Here is a 19,255-nt window from a genome sequence, read left to right as displayed (position 1 = left end):
ATCTGGGCGATGAGCGCCCCGTCGATGGGGGAGTGGTCGTCGAACGTGGTGGGCGAGCTGACCCGCTCGCCGCCGATCCAGTGATCGCCGTTGACGGTGATGCCGGCGACAGTGGCCATCCGCTTCTCCTAATCGTTTGACTCCAAACAAATTAGAGTCCATTTGGGGCGCGGTCAAGACGTGGCCTGCGACGTCACTGTATCGTTCGGAGCCAAACAAAGAACCTGAGGGGTCCGGGATGTCAGTGAGGAGTGCGCGGACGCGCAGGTTTCCTCAGTGTCCATGTTTGACGCCCGACGTCGGGCGTCACAAATCTCTTACGGACGCGGACCTGCGACAACAGGCTCTTGCGTCATCTTTGTTTGTGCACATACGATCCCCGCCACGCAGGTCGTACGGGTACGAACGAAACATGCTTCCAGTCTGTCCCGTGCTTCCATTCCGTCCCAATGGAAGGTTGCCATGACCGTCAATGAAACGGCAGCCGCCCCGGCCACGCTGTCACGCCGGCGCATCGGTGTGCCGGACATCGTGTTCTTCGTGGTCGCCGCGTCCTCCCCGCTCACCGTGGCCGCGGGCGGCACCCCGCAGAACTTCGCCACCACCGGTGTTCTCGGCGTACCGATGATGTTCCTCATCCTGGCCGCGGTCCTGGCTCTTTTCTCCGCGGGATACGCGGCGATGAGCCGCCACATCTCCAACGCGGGCGCGTTCTACGCCTACATCACGCATGGCCTGGGGCGTGTCCCCGGCGTCGGCGCCGCGTTCGTCGCGCTGGTGGCCTACAACGCCATGCAGGTCGGCCTGTACGGTCTGCTCGGCTTCAGCACCGCGGGCTTCCTGTCCGGCGCGCTGGGCGTGGATCTGCCCTGGTGGACGGTCTCGCTGGTCTTCCTCGTGATCATCGCCTTCCTCGGCTACCGGCGAATCGACCTCAACGCCAGGGTGCTGGCCGTGCTGCTGGTGTGCGAGGGCCTGCTCGTCCTGGTGTTCGACGTCTCGCAGGTCGCCTCCGCCCCGCAGGGGCTGTCGCTGGAGCCGTTCAGCTGGAGCGCGCTGACCACGGGCGCGGTGGGAGCCGCCTTCCTGTGGACGATGGCGGCCTTCATGGGCTTCGAGTCCGGAGCGATCTACAGCGAGGAGTGCAGGGACCCGCGCAGGACCGTCAGCCGGGCCACCTACATCGCCGTCGCCGTGATCGGCGTCTTCTACGCCTTCACCGCCTGGGCGACCGCGATGGGCGCGGGGGTCGACAACGTCATCGCCGCCTCCCGTGAGCACGGTCCCGAGCTGGTCTTCGTGCTCGGCGAGCGGACCCTGGGATCGGCCTTCTCCACCATCGGCCAGGTCTTCCTGATCACGGCGGTGTTCGCCGCCACGCTCTCCTTCCACAACGCGGTGGCCCGTTACTTCTTCGCGCTCGGCCGCGAGGGCGTGCTGCCCCCGAAGCTGGGTCTCTCGCACCCCCGGCACGGCTCGCCGTACGTGGGATCGATCAGCCAGACCGTCTTCGCGGTGGTCGTCGTGCTCGGGTTCGGGCTGTTCGGCGGGGACCCGATGGGCACGCTGTTCAACTGGTTCACCAACCTGGGCGCGCTGGGCGTGATCCTGCTGCTGGTGGCCACCTCGGTCGCGGTCGTCGGCTTCTTCCGCCGTGAGAGGCGAGGGGAGAGCACCTGGAGCCGGGTGGTCGCCCCGGTGCTGTCCGGTCTCGCGCTGCTGGCCGTCCTGTACGTCGCGTTCACCAACTTCTCCGCGCTGCTCGGCACCCCGCCGGACTCCGCGCTCAACTGGGCGCTCCCGGCCGTGGTGGTGCTGGTCGGCGTCGTGGGCCTCGGCTACGGCGCCTATCTGAAGTCCGCGGACCCGGCGGCGTACGCCCGGATCGGGCAGGGCGCGCCGCCCCGGGACTGATCGACTGATCCGTCGTGCGCGGCCGAGCCGTCCCGCGCGGGGGGCCGCGCGCGGTGGGGCCCGTACGGTCGCCGGACGGGCCCGCTTCTCCGCGTCGGGTGCGGCAGGCTCCTCGGCGGTGAACGGCTCGGGCCCGTCTGTGCCGAACAGGTGAACCTTTACTTGTTTGGATCCTTACGATATGCCCTGAGCTGCGAGGTTTCGCAGCGAAGATCAATTGTTTCGCTCCGGTGGAGACTTGTTCCGGGTGTGTTCCGGACATATGGTTTGCACCCAAACGAGTTGTCCGGACGTACCAGGGAGGCCCAGTGAGCGCGGAGTCCGTCGAGCGGACCGTCGAGCGCCTGAGGGAACAGGGCATCGACGTCGTCCGGGTCGGCTACCCCGACCTGATCGGCACCGAGCGCGGCGGTGCAGCGTTTCTCCCGGACCGTCACCGACTGGGAGTTCCGCGAGTACGCCTACCAGCTGTAGCTCTCCCGAGATGTACCTCTTCCCGAGATCACCTGCTAGTTCATCCCACGCATCACCTGGAGGATTCATGCGCCTGGAAGACGTCGACCTGGCCGACAACGACAAGTTCCTTGACGGCGACACCCCGTGGCGCATGTTCGACGTGCTCAGGGCCGAGGCCCCGGTGCACTGGCAGGACGAGGGCGAGCACGGCAGCGGTTTCTGGTCGGTCACCAGGCACGCCGACATCGTGGCCGTGGACCGCGACCCGGAGACCTTCACCTCCACCAAGTTCACCAACCTCGAGGAGGTGGACGACCGCCAGGCCACCATCCGCCGCTCCCTGCTGGAGACCGACGGCCCCCGGCACAGCGTGCTCCGCCGCATCCTGCAGCGCCAGTTCACCCCCCGCGCGATCGCGGGCTACGAGGTCTTCCTGCGCGGTCTCACGGCCAGGACCCTGGACGCAGCACTGGCCAAGGGGACCTTCGACTTCGTGAAGGAGGTCTCCGCCGACTTCCCGATCAACGTGCTCGCCAAGATGCTGGACGTCCCCCAGGACGACACCCAGCAGCTGATCGACTGGGGCAACCGGATCATCGGCAACACCGACCCCGACTACGCCGACGTGCTGCTGCACAGCGCGGAGAGCGAGCAGTACCGCGACCTCCCGTTCCGCAGCCCCGCCTCGCTCGAGGTGTTCGAGTACGGCCGCGAGCTGGCTCGCAAGCGTCGTGGCGGCGACGGGAACGACCTGGTCAGCAAGCTGGTCAACGAGCCGACCGCGGACGGGGTGCCCCTCTCGGGGCGCGACTTCGACAACTACTTCCTGCTGCTCGTGGTCGCGGGCAACGAGACCACGCGGCACGCGATCTCGCACACGATGCTCGCGCTGATCAACAACCCGGGCGAGGCGGAGCGGCTCCGTCAGGACCTGTCGCTGATGCCGGGCGCGGTGGAGGAGTTCCTGCGCTGGGCGTCCCCGGTCTACCACTTCCGCCGTACGGCCACCCGCGCCGTCGAGCTGCACGACAAGAAGATCGCCGAGGGTGACAAGGTCGTCATGTGGTTCGCCTCGGGCAACCGGGACGAGCGGGTCTTCGACGACCCCTACCGTTTCGACGTCACCCGGCCCGCCAACGACCACATCACCTTCGGCAAGGGCAGCCCGCACTTCTGCCTGGGCAACGCCCTGGCCAGGCTGGAGATGCGGATCATGTTCGAGGAGCTGCTGCCCCGCATCTCCGACATCAGGCTGGCGGGGGAGCCGCGCCGGGTCCGCTCGAACTTCGTCAACGGCATCAAGGACCTGCCCGTCACGGTCACCCTCGCCTAGAGGCGGTCGCCCTCGCCCGGAGGCGAGGGGGGCCCGCCCGAAACGCGGGGAGCCGGGAGCGACGTCTCGCTCCCGGCTCCCCGCGTTTCGCGACGGTCAGTCGCCGTCCCCGTCGCCGTCGTTCTCCACGTCGGGCGCCCCCGTGGTGTTGACCACTCCCGGGTTGTCGTCCCTGTCGTCGCCGTCGCCGTCGCCCCCGCATCCTCCTGCCAGGCCGACGAGCGCCACCGTCGCCGCGGCGGCCATCGTGGTCTTCCACGCCCTCTGAGCGAACACGCGCAACCTCCAGGTGATCTACGGCCGGGTCCGCCGACCCGGCCTGTCTCCTCTGTCCCGTTCCGCGGCGATCTAACGGAAGCCGGAGGTGTTTCCGGAGGACGAAGTCAGCGGGTGGGGTCGAAGTCCCGCAGCGCGGCGGGCTGCTTTCCCGTGGTGATCTGCTCGGCGAGCATGCGTCCCGTGACCGGTCCGTGCGTGAGCCCCCACATGCCGTGCCCGCCCGCGACGAACCTGCCCGGGGCGTCGGTGGCTCCGACGAGAGGGCGGCCGTCGGGGGTGACGGGGCGCGGGCCGACCCAGGGGTCGGTGAGTCCGTCCCAGGAGACGCCGGTGAGCAGAGGCCTGGCGGAGGCGATGATGGCGTCGATGCGCGCCCGGTCCAGCGGGGCGTCGGCGTCGCGGAACTCCATGGTTCCCGCGACGCGCAGTCTGCCCTGGTAGGGCGTGCAGGCCACGCGCACCGCGGGCAGGTAGACGGGACCGGAGACCGGCTGATCGGTCGGCACGGTGAAGGAGTAGCCGCGTCCCGCGCGCACCGGCACGCGCACGCCCCACGCCGCGCCGAGGTCGTTCAGCCAGGCGCCGGTGGCCAGGACGACCGCGTCCGCCCTGACGGAGTCTCCCGCGCCCGACCGCACGGACAGGGCGCCGGAGTCGTCGTGCACCCCGGTCACCCGGAAGCCGGACCGGATGACGGCTCCCCGGGCGGCGACCGCGTCGGCCAGCGACCGTGTGAACCGTCCGGGGTCGACGTAACGCTGCCCGTCCAGCCGGATCCCCGCCTTCACCCGGGAGGAGAGCTGCGGCGCCTGCTCGCGGAGGGCGTCGCCGTCCAACGCCGTGTAGCGGATCTTCAACCCCGAATCGTCGATGCGCCTGAGCTCGTGCAGGAGCCCCACCGCCTGCCGCGTGTTCTCGAACGCGGCCGTGATCGGGGCTTCGACGGTGGGCGCCTCCACGCCGTTGGCGGTCAGCACGTCGAACGCCTCCAGGCACTCCTCGTTGAACGCGAGGTTGGCCTGTACGGCGCTGCTCCAGGACTTCCAGGTGCAGTTCATGGCGAACCGGGTGAGGAAGGACAGCAGCTTGACGTCGGGGGTCGCGGGCACGTGCAGCGGGGCGCCGGGGTCGAGCAGGGAGCGCAGGCCGTACCGGAGGATCCCCGGCTCGTTCAGCGGGATCGCCAGCCCCGGCGAGAGCCAGCCCGCGTTGCCCCACGACGCGCCCGCGGCGACTCCGTCGCGGTCGACCACGGTGACCTCGACGCCGCGCTCCTGCAGGAACCACGCGGTGGACAGTCCCACCACGCCGGCACCGATCACTACCGCCGTGCGCGGTCCACCATCGACACCCATGACCAATTTCTCCGCTCTGACAGCTGACAGCTCTGTGACGACCTCCGGCGGGCCTCCGGCGGACACAACCGGGACGTGACGTCCCCACCGGGACTCCCACGGGTCCCGGTGGACGCCGGCATGCCCTCCGGCGGGTTTCCCGCCAGGTTTCGGACAGGCCGACATGCCCTGGAGGCCTGTGCCCGTCATGAGCATCGCCCCCGTGGCCCGGAAACGGGCTGTGTGTCTTGGACAAGCGGGAAAGGGGGTTTTGGCCGACCGCTACAAACAGCCCCGCGAAGGCGGGGGAGCCGGAGCCGTCCGCTCCGGCGGAGGCCGGAGGATCAGGGCCTCAGGTCCTGGCTGACGGCCAGGGCGATGATCATCGCCAGTCGTTTCTCCGGAAGTTCGAGCCCCAGGTCGGTGATCTCCGCCATTCTCCGGAGCCGATAGCGGACGGTGTTCGGGTGAACGTCGAGGCGGCCCGCCGCGACGGCCAGGTCCCCCTGGGCCTCCAGCCACGCGCGCAACGTCGCGATGTAACGGGTGCCGTGCTCGGCGTCGTGGCGGGTCAGCTCCGCGACGGGGCCGCGCGCGGGGACGCGCCCCGCCGAGGCGGCCGCCCGCAGGCGCTGCAGGAGGATCTCGTCCCACGACTCGTCGTAGACGACGGCGGGACCGTCGCCGGGCCGTGCCGCCCGCAGGGCGAGGCTCTCGTCGGCCTCCTGCCTGCCTGAGGGGAGCTGGGTGGGCTCGGCCGCTCCGCCGATGCCCGCGAGCACGGTGACCTGCCGTGGCAGGACGCTGACGATCGCGCTGAGCCAGTCGAGGGCGGGCGTCACGTCGTTGCCGCAGGGCAGCAGGGTGTACAGGGTGTTGCCGAACAGCGCGCTGCGCCCCGGGCGTGACCAGCCGAACCCCGTGGTCGCGCGTTCGAAGGCCATCAGGACCGCGGCGTGTCTCTCCTCCGCGATGTGCGCCTGAAGCGCGATCACCCGGAACCGGCCCCGGGGCAGGCCGAGCCTGCTGATCACGGCGGGTGCGTCGGCCGTTCCCTCGAGCAGCCGGATGACCAGGTCGGACTCCACCTGACGCTCCAGGTCCGCGCTGACCCGGGAGCGCAGCAGGTGCAGTGCGACCGCCCGCGCCCCGTCACCCAGGACGGTCCGGTGCCCGTCCGTCAGCGGGCGTTCGCACTCGACCCAGATGGATCCCAGCAGTTCGCGCCCGGCACGCACGGCGACCACCATCCGGCCTCTGAGGCCGTGCGCGGGCGAGGGGGCGAAGAACAGCGGCTCGTCCGAGGTCGCCAGGTGCGCGAAGACGCCTTTGCGCTCGAACAGCCGCCGCACGCTGTCCGGCACCCGTCTGCCGAGAATCGTCTCCAGCCGCGCGGGATCGGCGGTCTGCTGCGAGCCGGAGTAGGCCAGGACCCGCGACATCTGGTCCTCGATCGTCACCGCGGAGCCGATCTCGGCGGCGAGCTTGTCCGCGAAGGCGAACAGGTCCGTCGGCCCCCTTCCCGCCTCGGTCTCGCGTCCTTCGAGCACCAGGCCGTAGACCACGCCGGAGAGCTCGCTCCAGGACACCTCCGGCTCCACGAGCAGCACGGCGAGCCCGCCGTCACGGGCTTCGGCCAGGACGCCCTCGTCGAGCGGCGGGCTCGCGCGCACCAGCATCGCCACGGCGCGCGCCGAGCGCGCCAGGCGGACCGCCTCGGCCGGGGAGTCCACGCCGACGGACAGGAACACGTCACCGGTCGCGGCCCGGGTGTCGGCCGGGTCGTGCACGACCACGCTGCGCAGTTCGACGTCCCTGGACGCGGGAGCGCAGCACAGCCGTGCCCCGTAACCGCCGAGCACGTTGACCAGCCGATCCAGTCTCAGCATCCGCCGCGCCCGCCCGCTCTGCGGGTTTCGCCAGGATCGTTCCAGTTCACCCTACGATTGTCCTCCGTTCCCTGGGGCCGCTCGACGCGCCCCGGAGGCTTCACCGTCCTCCCCGACCCCTCGGCCCTGCGGCGTCCCGGGGTTTTACGGGTTTCGCGGCGTGGTCTCCAGGGCGTCGCGGGCGTCCATGAGGGCGAAGCCGAGCAGGTTGAGGCCCCGCCAGGCGGCGGGGGAGGCGGCGCGTTCGTCGTCGGCGGCCAGGCCGATGCCCCAGATCCGGTCGACGGGGCTGGCCTCGACCAGGATCCGGGCGCGCGTGCCGAGCAGGAACTCTCCCAGCTCGGGGCGGCCGCCGAACTTGGCGATGTTGCCGCGGACCACGATCCCGTAGCGGTGCTCGTCCCACACGGCCTCGTCGAAGTCCCTGACCTCGCGGCCGAGCGACTTGGCCTCGCCGGGATGCTCGGCGGTGAGGATCCGCTCCGCCGTACGGTCGTCGCCGAACAGCCAGGCCTTGTGCGCCATCATGTAGTGCTCGGCCGTCGGGAAGAGCCGTTCCTCGGCGGTGAAGGGCGCCGGCCACCACTGGCTGAGGCAGCCGGGGCCGACCCCGCCGTCGCGCGGCGGCCGGTGACCCCAGAAGAACAGGTAGCGCAGCCGCTCGCCGCCGCGCTCGGCGGCGACGGCCTCGGCGACCGAACGGGGCGACTTGATGAGATCGGACACCGTCACACCGTGCCACGCGCCGCCGCGCTTCGGCCAGCGGGTCACAGTCGGCGGGACCGGATGTGACCGATCTCCCAGCCGTCCCGCCCGGCCCCGGGGAGGCCGGACGGCGGGGGCCCACGGTGCCGGGCGCGACGGCGCGGTCACGGGGCTACAGGCGTTCGAAGCCCCGCACGCGCTCCCAGTCGGTGACCGCCGTCTCGAACGCCTCCAGCTCCACCCGCGCGGCCTGGGCGTAGTGGCCGACCACCGCCTCGCCGAAGACCTTGGCGGCGATCTCGCTCCGCTCCCAGCGGCGCAGCGCCTCGCCCAGCGTCGCGGGCAGCCGGGGCACCCGGGAGTCGGCCAGCGCGTTGGCGGCGTGCGGGGGAGGCAGGGGGAGCCGGTTCTCGATGCCGTGCAGCCCCGCCGCCACGACGGCGGCGACGGCGAGGTACGGGTTGGCGTCCCCGCCCGGCACCCGGTGCTCCACACGTGCCGACAGGCCCGAGCCGACCACCCGGATCGGGCACGTGCGGTTGTCCCTTCCCCAGGCGACGCCGGTCGGCGCGAACGCGCCGGGCCGCAACCTCTTGTACGAGTTGACGTTCGGCGCCATCAGGAGGGCGAAGTCGGCGATGCAGGCGAGCTGCCCGGCCACGAAATGGCGCATCAGTTCCGACATCCCGTCGTCGGCCGTCTCGTCGGCGAACACCGCGGAGCCGTCCGCCCCGCGGAACGACAGGTGGACATGACAGGAGTTGCCCTCGCCCTCGTCGAACTTGGGCATGAAGGTGAGCGCCACCCCCTCCTGCGCGGCGATCTGCTTGGCCCCGTTCTTGAAGAACGCGTGGTTGTCGCACGTGGTCATCGCCTCGTCGTAACGGAAGACGATCTCGTACTGCCCCGCGTGGCACTCGCCCCGGGCGGTCTCCATGGCGAGCCCGGCCCGTGCCATCTCCCGCCGGACGCGGCGCACCACCGGCTCGATCTCCGTCAGCCCCTGCAGGGAGTAGTCGACGCCGTAGTGGGTGGCCGTCTCCAGACCGGCGTAGCGGCGATCCCAGGCGTCCCGGTACGAATCGCGGAAGACGAGGAACTCGAGCTCGGTCCCGGCGAGCGCGACGAGCCCCCGCTCGGCCAGCCTGTCGAGCTGGGCACGCAGCACTTGGCGGGGGGCGACGCCGACCGGCTCGCCTCCGGGCCACTCGGCGTCGGCGATGACGAGCGCGGTGCCCGGGTCCCACGGAGGCAGGCGCAGCGTGGCCGGGTCGGGGCGCAGGACGAGGTCGCCGAAGCCGGTGTTCCACGCGTCTATCGCGTATCCGGGCCCCGTGGCCATGTCCACGTCGGAGGCGAGCAGGTAGACGCAGGCGGCGAAACCCTGCCGCGCCGCCTCGTCCAGGAAGTACGGCGCCGCCAGCCTGCTGCCCTGCAGACGGCCCTGAAGGTCGGGGACACAGACGATCACCTCCTCGACGCGTCCGGCCTCGACCTCGGCGCGCAGCCGTTCGTAGGCGGGCGGCTCCTGCGGGTCCGGCGTCGTCGCATCCGCTGTCCGAAGGCCCGTCATGCCCGTCCCCCCGAGGCGGGGAGCGGACCTGCGACGGGGACGGCGTCGAAGAGGGGAGCCGCCGTGGCGAGCGGGTTGGCGACGACGCCGTGGACGACGTCGAAGCCCTCGTCGCGCTCGGCCCGGTCGTGGAAGGCTCCGCCGAGCAGCTGCTCGCGGTTGAGCGCCACCCGGCCGAACTCCGGCGCGAGCAGGCCGAACTCCTCGTACCTGTCGGCCAGCTCGGGGAAGCGCGCGTGGTAGCGCTCGATCTCGGCGCGGACCATGCCCCAGAACTCCCCCTCGGGCACGCCGAGCCGCTCTTCGACCAGCGGGGCGAAGAAGCGGAAGTGCCCGGCGAAGACGGCGCTGAGCAGTGAGTGCGCCAGCTCGCCCGCGGGCCAGCGGAGCAGGACCGCATCGGCGCGCCCCGGCAGGGCGGCGTACTCGGGGTGGCTGCCCGGCAGGAGGTTGACGTCCTCGGCGAAGTCCTTCAGGGCGATTCCGACGGGGACGTCGGCGGCGTCGTAGAGGATCACGGTGTTCTCGCCGTGCGGGCAGTAGGCCACGCCGTACCGATAGAGGCAGTGCAGCAGACCGGGCAGCAGAGCCGACAGGAGACGGGCCAGCCAGGCGCGCGGGGCGAGCCCCGAACGCTCGACCAGCTCGGCCACGAGGGCGCGGTCGTCGGAGCCGACCGTGAGGAGCGAGGCCATGGTGCGGGCCCGCTCGCCGTCGCCGAGCAGCGCGGTCACCGGCTCCCGCCACACTACGCCGAACAGCTCGTGGTAGCGGTAGGGGGCGTCGCCGACCGAGTCGTAGAGCGGATGCCGCACGGCGACGGCGGCCACCTCTCCGAGCGGGTGGAAGCGCAGCTCCTCGCTGAGGTAGGGGTCGGCCCGGCGCACCGCGTGCAGCCAGGCGGTCACGTCAGGCGCGGCCCGGGTCGGCTCGGTCGACAGGCCGCGCCACACCAGCGTGTTACGGATGAGAAGCGGCGTCTTCACGTTGCGGAGCCACGGGCGGTCCAGGTTGGCGAGAGTGCGGATCGACTGCAGCGGGCGGTAGCGGTCCGGCCCCTCGCCGAGCGGGACGATCCGCCCGTCGGCGAGGTAGGGGGCGAACAGGGGCTCGACGGCCTCGTCCCAGTGGAAGGGGTGGACGGGCAGCCAGACGAAGTCGGCGGCGTCCCAGGGGCCGTCCGCGCAGGCCTCCTTCAGCGTGGCCGCGAACCTCTCGCGCGTCGGCCCGTCCAGCTCCTCGGCCAGCAGCGTCGCGGCGTCGAGCCCGGGGACGCCGGAGTACTCCGCCAGCGTGGCGTGCACGGCCGCCCACAGCAGGCGCACGGCCCCGGCCGCCTCGGGGGTGTACGCGGCGGCGTCGGAGGCGGAGAATCCCAGCCTGCCCTTGTTGAGCAGCATGCAGGGGTGACCGTCCTGGAAGGCTTCCAGGTCCAGGTGGTCCAGGTCGGCGAGGCGGGCGGCGGACGGCATGCGGGAGAGGATCTCCGCCTCGGCCCGCCGGGTGGCGGTGAGCTCGCGCAGGACCTCGGCGGTGGTCGGGCCGTCCCAGCCGAGGAGCGCGCGGGCGTCGAGCAGCAGCCGCTCCGGCCCCTCGTCGCCGTCCTCATGGGCGGGGTGCCGCCGCAGCGTGCCGTCCACGAGGCGCCAGGTCCCGAAGGAGCCGCGCGCGGCCCTGAACGTCCAGCTCACCCCGTCTCCCAGGTCGAGCCGGTAGGCGTCGGGCGGGCCGGCTTCGGCGTCGGGGCGCGGAAGGAGGAGCTCCTCGTAGGCGAACTCCTCGACGGCCTTGGCGAGCAGGCGATGCCCGGCTCGTGCCCAGGCGTCGCGGGCGGGTCGGTTCATCTGCGCGTCTCCTCTGCGGACATGACGGGGGGCTCTGGGGACATGACAGGGGGTTTCGCGGGGGCGGAGAGGTCCGCCGCGGACACGGCGAGGGGAGGTGCCGCCACGGGGATGACAGGGGGCACGGGGATGACAGGGGGAGGTGCCGCCATGGAGACGGCGGGGACGTCCAGGCCGACGGCGGGCGTCGGCGCGGAGGCCCGCGCGCGCCTCAGGGACAGGGCGACCGCGGCCGTCTGGACGATTGCGGCGACGGCGACGGGCAGGGCCAGATCGTGCGAGACGGCCGCCGCCGCGGCCAGCGGAGCGGCGAGCAGCCCGGCGGACCTGACGGTCTCGACGACGGTGAACGCCGGGCCCGCCGTGCCCGTGGCGCGGAACGCGCGCAGCTCCACGGCGACCTGCCCCACGCCGAGACCGACGCCGAACAGCAGCCTGCCGCAGACCAGGGCGGGCAGCGAGGCCGACAGCGCCTGCCACGCCAGCCCGGCGGCCCCGACGGCCAGTGCCAGCGGCAGCAGCCGGTCGCCGAACACGTCGTGGAAGCGGCGCACGAAAGGCAACACGGCCAGCGCGGCGACGCTGGGCAGGAAGAACAGCGCCGCGGACTCGGCGGCCCCGCCGCCGAGAGCGTCGGCGAACTCGGTGAAGAAGGGACGCGCCACGTTGACCGAGAAGTCGAAGGCGACTCCGATCAGCGCCGCCTGAGCGAGCGCCGCGAACCGGGGGCCGCCTCTGAGGCCGCGCCAGAAGGCGGCGACCCCTGAGCCGCCGACGGGGGCGGCCGGGCCCTCGACGCCGCGGGGGAGCTCCCCGGCTCCGGCCCGCTCGCGGAGGCCGGTCGGCGCGTCGGCGGCGGCCGTGTGCGAGGAGGCGTCGCCGGGTGAGGCGGCGGGCGCGTTCGAGGCGTCGCCGGAGGGCGTGTGCCGTCCGAGGACGCGGAAGGTCAGCACGGCCAGCGCCGTGTCCAGCAGGGCGAAGGCCGAGATGCCGAGCCGGGGTTCCGGCAGCGCGAGCACCCCCGCGCCGACCGCCGTCGCGACCACGGTCGACAGGTGGAAGACCACCACGATCGAGCAGATCCCGGCCAGCCGGGCGCGCTCCCCGCCCTCGCGGGCGTCGTCGTGCTCGGCGATGAACGCCGGATAGGCCAGCAGCAGCGCGCTGTTGGTCATGACCACGGCCGTCGACAGCACGGTGTACGCGGCGTAACTGGGGGCCATGCCGAGCAGCAGGTCGAGCACGGCGGACCCGCAGAGCCCGGCCAGCACCAGCCGGTGCAGCGGCCACCGCCGGGCCGCCAGCCCCCAAAGCGGGAGCGCGGCCAGGCCGACGACGCGGCAGATCCACAGGTACATCCCGGTCGCGCCCGGGTCCTCGACGCCGTAGAGCCGCTGGAACAGCTGCGGCAGGAAGGGGGTCAGCGAGGTCTCGGCGACCAGGTGCAGGCCGATCACCGAGATGAGCACGGCCTTGGCGCGGCGCGCCCCCGCTCCGGGGACGGAGGCACCGCCGGCGTCGGAGGCGTTCATCGCGGCGAGCCGGTCGCGGTCGAACCCAGGACGCCGCCGGGCGACCCGGCGCTCCACGCTCGCTCTCCGTCCCGCGCGTCGGGCGCTCCGAAGGTCGTCCAGGCCACCTGAGAGGGGACGTCGAACACCGTCCGCCCCACCGCGGCGTTCAGGATCGTCGCGGCCCGCCACGCGCCGAGGGTGAGGTCGGGCGCGCCGACGCCGTGCGTGTGCGTCTCGGCGTTCTGCACGTACAGCGAGCCCGAGACGCGGGGGTCCAGCGCGACCCGGTACTCCCCGTCGACCTGGTACCGGCCCCTGTCGTCCCAGTCGACCAGGTCGGCCAGCGGCTCCAGGAAGGCGGGACGGGAGGCCGTGTATCCGGTGGCCGCGACCACCGCCGAGGTGCGCACCTCGAAGACCGTCCCCTGCTGGCGGTGGCGGCAGGTCAGCAGATAGCCGTCGCCCTCGGCGGACGCGGCGACGACCTCGACCCCCGGGTGCAGCGCGGCGGGGGACGCCGCGCCGCCGACGGTCCTCTCGTACAGCTCGTCGTGGATGTCTCCCAGCGTCTCCTGACTGACACCCTTGTAGAGCTGCCACTGCTCGCGCACGAGCCGCTCGCGCTCCGCCTCGCCGAGCCCGCGGAAGTAGCGGACGTAGTCGGGGGTGAAGTGCTCCAGGCCGATCTTGGAGTACTCCATGGGGGCGAACGCCGGCGTGCGGGCCAGCCAGCGCACGTACGGCCCGCCCTCACCCGAGCCGTCCGCGTCGTCCCGATGGCGCAGCAGGTCGAGCACGACCTCCGCGCCCGACTGCCCCGCGCCGATCACGGTGACGTCACGGGCGGTGGCGAGACCGGCCCTGTGGGCGAGGTAGTCGGCACTGTGCAGGACGCGGCCCGCGTGCGTCTCGGTCAGCAGCGGGCGCAGCGGTCCGGGGACGACGGGAGCGGTTCCGACGCCCAGGACGACCTGGCGGGCCCTGACCCGGGAGAGCGTCCCGTCCGCGGAGCGGTGCGTCACCGCGAAGGCGCGGGCCGTCTCGTCCCACTCCAGCGAGGTGACCTCGGCGTCGAAGCGGCAGGAGGGCAGCCGTTCGGCGGCCCAGCGGCAGTAGTGGTCGTACTCGCGGCGTGGGATGTGGAAGCGCTCGGAGAAGAAGAAGGGGAACATCCGGTCGTGGTGCCGCAGATAGTTCAGATACGACCAGGGGCTCGTCGGGTCGACCATGGTGACCAGGTCGGCGAGGAACGGCACCTGCAGCACGGTCCCTTCCAGCAGCAGGCCCGGATGCCAGGAGAAGCGACTCCTGGCGTCGAGGAAGAGGACCCGCAGGTCGGGCACGCCGGAGCAGAGCGCGGCCAGGGAGAGGTTGAACGGGCCGATGCCGACTCCGACCAGGTCGTACGGGGCCTGGTCGTCGGCGGGCAGGCCATGGGGGGAGCGCTCGTCGGGGGACGTCGAGGGCGGGGTCACCGCGCCACCTCCGTGAGGGGGTTGGGAAGGTCGATGTAGACGGACTGGGTCTGCACGTCGCCGACCAGCTCGTCCAGGCCGTCCACGCAGGTCAGGTAGTTGCCCTTGCAGCGCAGGACGGGCGAGTCGAGCAGCAGACCGAGGAAGTTCTTCGCGCCGGGCTCGGCCGCGCGCAGCCGTTCCAGCGCGGCGCGCAGCGCGCGCAGCAGGTCGCCCTCGTCGGCGAGGCCGAGGGCCCCGAACGCGCCGACCAGGCCGAGCAGGTTGTTGACGCCGAGGTAGTAGGCCATCCGCTCGTCGACGAAGTCGTCGTCGAAGACGAGGTCCAGCCCGTCGGCCAGATCGGGCAGCAGCCGCCGCAGGCCGTCGGCCTGCGAGGCGGCCACGTAGTAGCCCTGGCTGTCCCGGTACCAGCCCGCCCGCGGCAGGCCGTCGCCGTCCAGCGCCACCAGCGTGTTCTGGTGGTGGGGCTCCAGGGCCACGCCGTACCGCGCGCGGAGGGCGATCAGGGGGACGACGAGGACGTCGAGATAGCGGGCCAGCCAGCGCGCCGACGCCTCGCCGGTGGACACGCCCAGCGCGCGGCTCGCCCGCGCCACGGCGGCTGACAGCAGGGCTCGATGCCCCGGCGCGGTGCCGTCGCCCGGACCCGTGCGCTCGGCCAGCAGACCGGCCACGCACATGCCCTCCCCGTCGTCGCCCCGGAAGGGGTTGTCGCGGATCGCGGTCTCCAGGCCGGTCTCCGGCCCGTCCGCGCCCACCGAGACCCAGGCGAAGTCACGCAGGATCCGGAACTCCGGGTGCCGGGCCCGCAGCCAGGCCGCGGGGCCCGCGGCCAGCAGCCGGGCGGCCTGGACGCCGAGACGCATCTCACCGCGCAGGTTGTTGCGCCGGGAGTTGGTGATCCGCATGCCGAGGGAGAGCTTGAGCATCACCTCGGCGTCCGGGCGGTGCACGGTGCGCACCGAGGAGGTGGGGTGCCACGCGGGACCCGCGGGCCCGAGCGGCCGCAGCAGCCCCGCCTCGACCAGCGCGGCGACCTCGGGACGGCGCAGCACCTCGCGGGCCTGCCACGGGTGGGCGGGCACCGGGACCGTCCCGTCCGGCAGGACGACTCCCCGGGCGAGCCCGCGCAGCAGCTCGGGGACGGGGACGCCGTCCGCGCTGCCGCCCACGACGACGGCGGGGTCCGCGGCGAACCAGTGCAGGCGGAACGAGCCGCGCGTCTCGGGGGAGTACTCCTCGAGCTCGCCCTCCGAGGCCTCCTCGCGGCTTTTGGGGGCGGGGTGGAAGGGGTGGCCCAGCAGGAGCGCCTGCTCGGCGTCGAGGAATGGGGTCGGCCCCCGCCCGCCGGGCCCCTCGGCGCGCCGCAGAGCGAGATGCGCTCCGGTACGGCGGGCGGAGTTCAGCACCCGTCCGACGGCGTCCGAGGCCAGGTGGGAGGGGAGCCGTCGCGCCACGACGGTCTCCCGGACCAGGGCCGCGGCCACCAGCGCGGCGTCGGCGGGCAGCCGCCGCCCGCCGGGCCCGTCCGCCGGGACGACGAGCGGCTCGCCGAAGCGGTGCCAGCCGGTCGCGGACCTGTACCGCACCGGGACGGTCAGCCGGACGCCGCCGGCCGTGAGGTCGAGCGGCATCTCCCGGCCAGGGGCCGGAACGCGGGTTCCGGTGTCGCGCACGTACGCGCGCAGCAGCGCCTCCATCGCCGCCGCCTCTCCCGCCCGCAGCGGATCGGCGTGGTCGAGCGGGTCGGAGCCGTGGACCCGCCCCGCCGGCGCGGTCGGTCCTGCGGCGTCGCCGTCCTGGCTTCCGGGGGTGCGGCGTTCGCCGGTCGGCTCCTTCACGGCAGTTCCTCCTCGGCTGCGCCTTCCTCGGCGACGGTGTGGATCAGCCGCTCGACCTGTTCGGGAGTCGTGTGCGGGTTGAGCAGGGTGAGCTTGAGCCGGACCCGGCCGGGGCCGTCGCCGGGCAGCTCGGTGCGGCCGACGACGGCCCGCCCCTCGCGGAGCAGCCGACGCCGCAGCCCGGCGTTGACCCGGTCCGCCCGCTCGGGGTCCGCCGGCATGTAACGGAACAGGAAGGTCGTCAGCACAGGGTCGGCGTGCAGCTCCAGGCGGGGGTGGGCGCGCACCGCCTCCGCGCCGGCGAGCGCCAGGTCGTGGCAGGCGTCGACGAGACGGCCCAGGCCGCTCCGGCCCAGGGTCCGCAGCGTCACAGCGATCTTGAACGCGTCGGCGCGGCGCGTCGTGCGCAGCGAGAGCCCCAGCAAGCTGGGATAGCCGGCCCGCTCGTCGTCCGCGGGGTTGAGGTAGGCGGCCCTGCGGGCCAGTGACGCGTACGTCTCGGCCCGCCGCACCAGGAACACGCCCGCCGCGGCGGGCTGCCAGCCCAGCTTGTGCCAGTCCAGGGAGACCGAGTCGGCCAGCTCGATGCCGGCCACCAGCGGCGCGAGCCGGTCCGACAGCAGCGCGCCGCCCCCGTAGGCGGCGTCCACGTGCAGCCAGGCGCCGTGCTCGCGGGCCAGTGCCGCGCAGGCGGGCAGCGGGTCGATCGCCCCGGTGTCGGTGGTGCCGGCGGTGGCCACCACGGCGACGGGGAGCTCACCGCGTCCGGCGGCTTCGTCCAGGGCACGGGCCAGCGCGCCGGCGTCCATCCTGAGCCCGTCGTCGACGGGGACGGGCACGACCGCGTCCTCTCCCAGGCCCAGCAGGGCCGCGGCCCGCTGCACCGAGAAGTGCGCGACGGCGGAGGCGAAGATCCTCGGGCGTGGAGCGTTCCGGGGTATCCCGCCCGTCTCGATCCGCTGCCCGGTCGCCTCGCCCATCACCCGGTCCCTGGCCAGGGTCAGCCCCATGAGGTTGGACTCGGTGCCACCCGAGGTGAGCACGCCGGCGGCTTCGGCCGGGTACCCCACCAGCCGCGCCAGCTCCTCCAGCAGCAGCGTCTCCAGCGAGGTGGCCGCGGGCGCCTGGTCCCAGGAGTCCTGCGAGGGGTTGAGCGCGGACACCGCCAGATCGGCGGCGACGGCCACGGCCAGCGGCGGACAGTGCAGGTGCGCGGCGCAGAACGGGTCGGCGGGGTCGGCGCTGCCGTAGGCCAGCAGGGTGGTCAGGCGGTGCAGCGCGTCGTCGCCGCCCGGCTGGGACAGGGCCCGCGCGACCCCGGCGGCCAGCTGCGCAGGCCTTCCCGCGGGGAGCGGCCCGCCCCGCTCCGCCGCGCCGGCGGCGAGGGCGTCCAGCACGACGCGCAGCACGGGCTCCAGCGCGGCCGCCCCGGCGACGCCGCCGGACAGCGCTGTCCTCGGGTCGGCCTCCTGCGGTACGACGGGATCCAGGGCGCTCTCGGCGGAGCCGTCGACGGCGGGGATCATGCCGGCCGCCCGGCGAGCCGCGGCGCCGTCACCGCCGCGAGGGCGTCGGTGAGCCTGTCGAGGACCGTCTCGGCCTGCTCGTCGGTGATGGTCAACGGAGGCAGCAGCCGGACCGTCGAGTCGTGCCTGCCGCCCAGCTCCACGATGAGACCGCGCTCCAGGCACGCGGCGCGCACCTCGGCCGCCAGCCGCGGCGCGGGGGGGAGGGCGCCCCGGGAGTCGGGGACGCCCTCGGGGTCCACCAGCTCGACGCCGATCATCAGGCCGCGGCCCCGGACGTCGCCGATCACGGGCAGCGCGGCGCGCGCCTGGGACAGCCGCTCCATCATCAGGGCGCCGACGACGGCGGCCCGTTCGGTCAGGCCCTCCCTGGCGATGTGGCGCAGGGTCGCGGCCCCGGTCGCCATGGCCAGGGTGTTGCCGCGGAAGGTGCCGGTGTGCGCGCCGGGCAGCCAGTCGTCGTAGTCCTCGTGGTAGACGAGCACCGCCAGCGGCAGGCTTCCCCCGATGGCCTTCGACATCACCATCACGTCGGGCACGATCCCGCTGTGCTCCACCGCCCAGAAGGCGCCCGTCCGCCCCGCGCCCGTCTGCACCTCGTCGACGATCAGCGGGATCCGGCGCTCGGCGGTGATCCGGCGCATCCGGCGCAGCCAGGCGTCCGGGGCGGGCACCACGCCGCCCTCGCCCTGCACCACCTCGAGGATCATCGCGGCCGGGGGCGTCACTCCACCGGACGGGTCGTCGATCAGCCGCTCCACGTACGTCGCCGACAGCTCCGCGCCCCGCTCCCCGCCGACGCCGAACGGGCAGCGGTAGTCGTAGGGGTACGGCAGTCGCGTCACGTCCGCGGCGATCCCGGCCACCGGCTCCTTGACCGCGACGCTGCCGGTGACGGCCAGCGCGCCCGTCGTCATGCCGTGGTAGGCGCCGGTGAAGGCCAGCATGCCGCGCCGCCCGGTGGCGGTCTGGGTCAGCTTCAGCGCCGCCTCGACCGCGTCGGTCCCCGCGGGCCCGCAGAAGTGGACGCGGGCGTGGTCGGCGAACGCGCTGGGCAGGGTGGCGAACAGCGCCTCGGTGAAGTCGTCCTTCTGCGGTGTGGCCAGGTCCAGGACGTGCAGCGGGGCTCCGCTGTCGATCGTGCGCCGGACGGCCTCGGTGACGACGGGGTGGTTGTGGCCGAGGGCGAGGGTGCCGGCGCCGGAGAGGCAGTCGAGGTAGCGGCGGCCGTCGGCGCCCTCGATCGTCATGCCCTGTGCGCGGGCCGGGACGATCGGGAACGAGCGGGCGTAGGTGCGCGCCGAGGACTCCCGGGCGTTCTGCCGCCGCAGGATGGCCTCGGCCTCGACGGAGGGGTCATCGGTGTCGACGAGGTCGATCGGATGCGCGGTCATGGATCGGACTCCAGGTGGCGTGGGGGGACGACGTGGGAAGCGGCCCAGGGCGACACAGCCCGCTGGTCGTGCTGTCTGGCGCGGTGCCGTACAGCCCACGGGCCGTGGGGATGTCATGGAGATCTCGGAGAGACGGCTTCGGGACGTCGTGAGGTCGCGGTGGGACGGGGGCGGG

Annotated in this window: 13 protein-coding genes; 2 read left to right on the top strand and 11 right to left on the bottom strand. The window is 73.2% G+C overall.

The features are described 5' to 3' along the window. The first annotated feature begins 462 nt into the window (after positions 1-462). On the top strand, positions 463-1,914 hold the full coding sequence (locus tag PKF00_RS18570) for an APC family permease (protein WP_271218806.1): 1,452 nt from the start codon (positions 463-465) through the stop codon (positions 1,912-1,914). 541 nt (positions 1,915-2,455) lie between these two features. Continuing rightward, positions 2,456-3,703, top strand: coding sequence for a cytochrome P450 (locus PKF00_RS18565; protein WP_271218805.1), 1,248 nt, complete (start codon positions 2,456-2,458; stop codon positions 3,701-3,703). 96 nt (positions 3,704-3,799) lie between these two features. On the opposite strand, the gene PKF00_RS18560 is transcribed toward PKF00_RS18565, so the two are convergent. The 11 genes from PKF00_RS18560 to PKF00_RS18510 all read right to left on the bottom strand — a co-directional run bounded on the left by PKF00_RS18560 (position 3,800) and on the right by PKF00_RS18510 (position 19,080). Beyond that, a complete protein-coding gene (locus PKF00_RS18560) occupies positions 3,800-3,979 on the bottom strand; it encodes a hypothetical protein (protein WP_271218804.1) in 180 nt (59 codons plus the stop codon). Between the two features lie 107 nt (positions 3,980-4,086). Beyond that, positions 4,087-5,337: an NAD(P)/FAD-dependent oxidoreductase gene (locus PKF00_RS18555; RefSeq protein WP_271218803.1), complete on the bottom strand. Its 1,251-nt coding sequence runs from the start codon at positions 5,335-5,337 to the stop codon at positions 4,087-4,089. A 323-nt stretch (positions 5,338-5,660) separates the two neighbouring features. Then, on the bottom strand, positions 5,661-7,205 hold the full coding sequence (locus PKF00_RS18550) for a PucR family transcriptional regulator (protein WP_271218802.1): 1,545 nt from the start codon (positions 7,203-7,205) through the stop codon (positions 5,661-5,663). Positions 7,206-7,349: 144 nt separating this feature from the next. Next, positions 7,350-7,937: a riboflavin biosynthesis intermediates N-glycosidase gene (gene ybiA, locus PKF00_RS18545; RefSeq protein WP_271218818.1), complete on the bottom strand. Its 588-nt coding sequence runs from the start codon at positions 7,935-7,937 to the stop codon at positions 7,350-7,352. Between the two features lie 145 nt (positions 7,938-8,082). Next, positions 8,083-9,483, bottom strand: a complete 1,401-nt coding sequence (locus PKF00_RS18540; protein WP_271218801.1) for a glutamine synthetase family protein — start codon at positions 9,481-9,483, stop codon at positions 8,083-8,085. Then, positions 9,480-11,327: an IucA/IucC family protein gene (locus PKF00_RS18535; protein ID WP_271218800.1), complete on the bottom strand. Its 1,848-nt coding sequence runs from the start codon at positions 11,325-11,327 to the stop codon at positions 9,480-9,482. Before PKF00_RS18535 ends, PKF00_RS18540 begins: the two co-directional genes overlap by 4 nt. After that, positions 11,324-12,916 (bottom strand): MFS transporter, encoded by a 1,593-nt coding sequence (locus tag PKF00_RS18530; protein WP_271218799.1) that lies wholly within the window; start codon positions 12,914-12,916, stop codon positions 11,324-11,326. The genes PKF00_RS18535 and PKF00_RS18530 overlap by 4 nt, the downstream gene beginning before the upstream one ends. Further along, complete coding sequence (locus PKF00_RS18525) at positions 12,856-14,316, bottom strand: lysine N(6)-hydroxylase/L-ornithine N(5)-oxygenase family protein (protein ID WP_271218798.1); 1,461 nt, start codon at positions 14,314-14,316, stop codon at positions 12,856-12,858. Before PKF00_RS18525 ends, PKF00_RS18530 begins: the two co-directional genes overlap by 61 nt. After that, on the bottom strand, positions 14,313-16,160 hold the full coding sequence (locus PKF00_RS18520) for an IucA/IucC family protein (protein WP_271218797.1): 1,848 nt from the start codon (positions 16,158-16,160) through the stop codon (positions 14,313-14,315). Before PKF00_RS18520 ends, PKF00_RS18525 begins: the two co-directional genes overlap by 4 nt. After that, entirely contained in the window at positions 16,157-17,686 is a 1,530-nt protein-coding gene (locus PKF00_RS18515) for a pyridoxal phosphate-dependent decarboxylase family protein (RefSeq protein ID WP_271218796.1), read from the bottom strand. Before PKF00_RS18515 ends, PKF00_RS18520 begins: the two co-directional genes overlap by 4 nt. Next, a complete protein-coding gene (locus PKF00_RS18510; RefSeq protein WP_271218795.1) occupies positions 17,683-19,080 on the bottom strand; it encodes a diaminobutyrate--2-oxoglutarate transaminase in 1,398 nt (465 codons plus the stop codon). The genes PKF00_RS18515 and PKF00_RS18510 overlap by 4 nt, the downstream gene beginning before the upstream one ends. Positions 19,081-19,255 lie beyond the last annotated feature (175 nt).

Origin of the sequence: Streptosporangium carneum, assembly GCF_027922005.1 — a bacterium.
Lineage (GTDB): Bacteria > Actinomycetota > Actinomycetes > Streptosporangiales > Streptosporangiaceae > Streptosporangium > Streptosporangium carneum.
The sequence above is the reverse complement of the archived record's forward strand: the minus strand, read 5'-3'. Positions and strand labels throughout refer to the sequence as shown.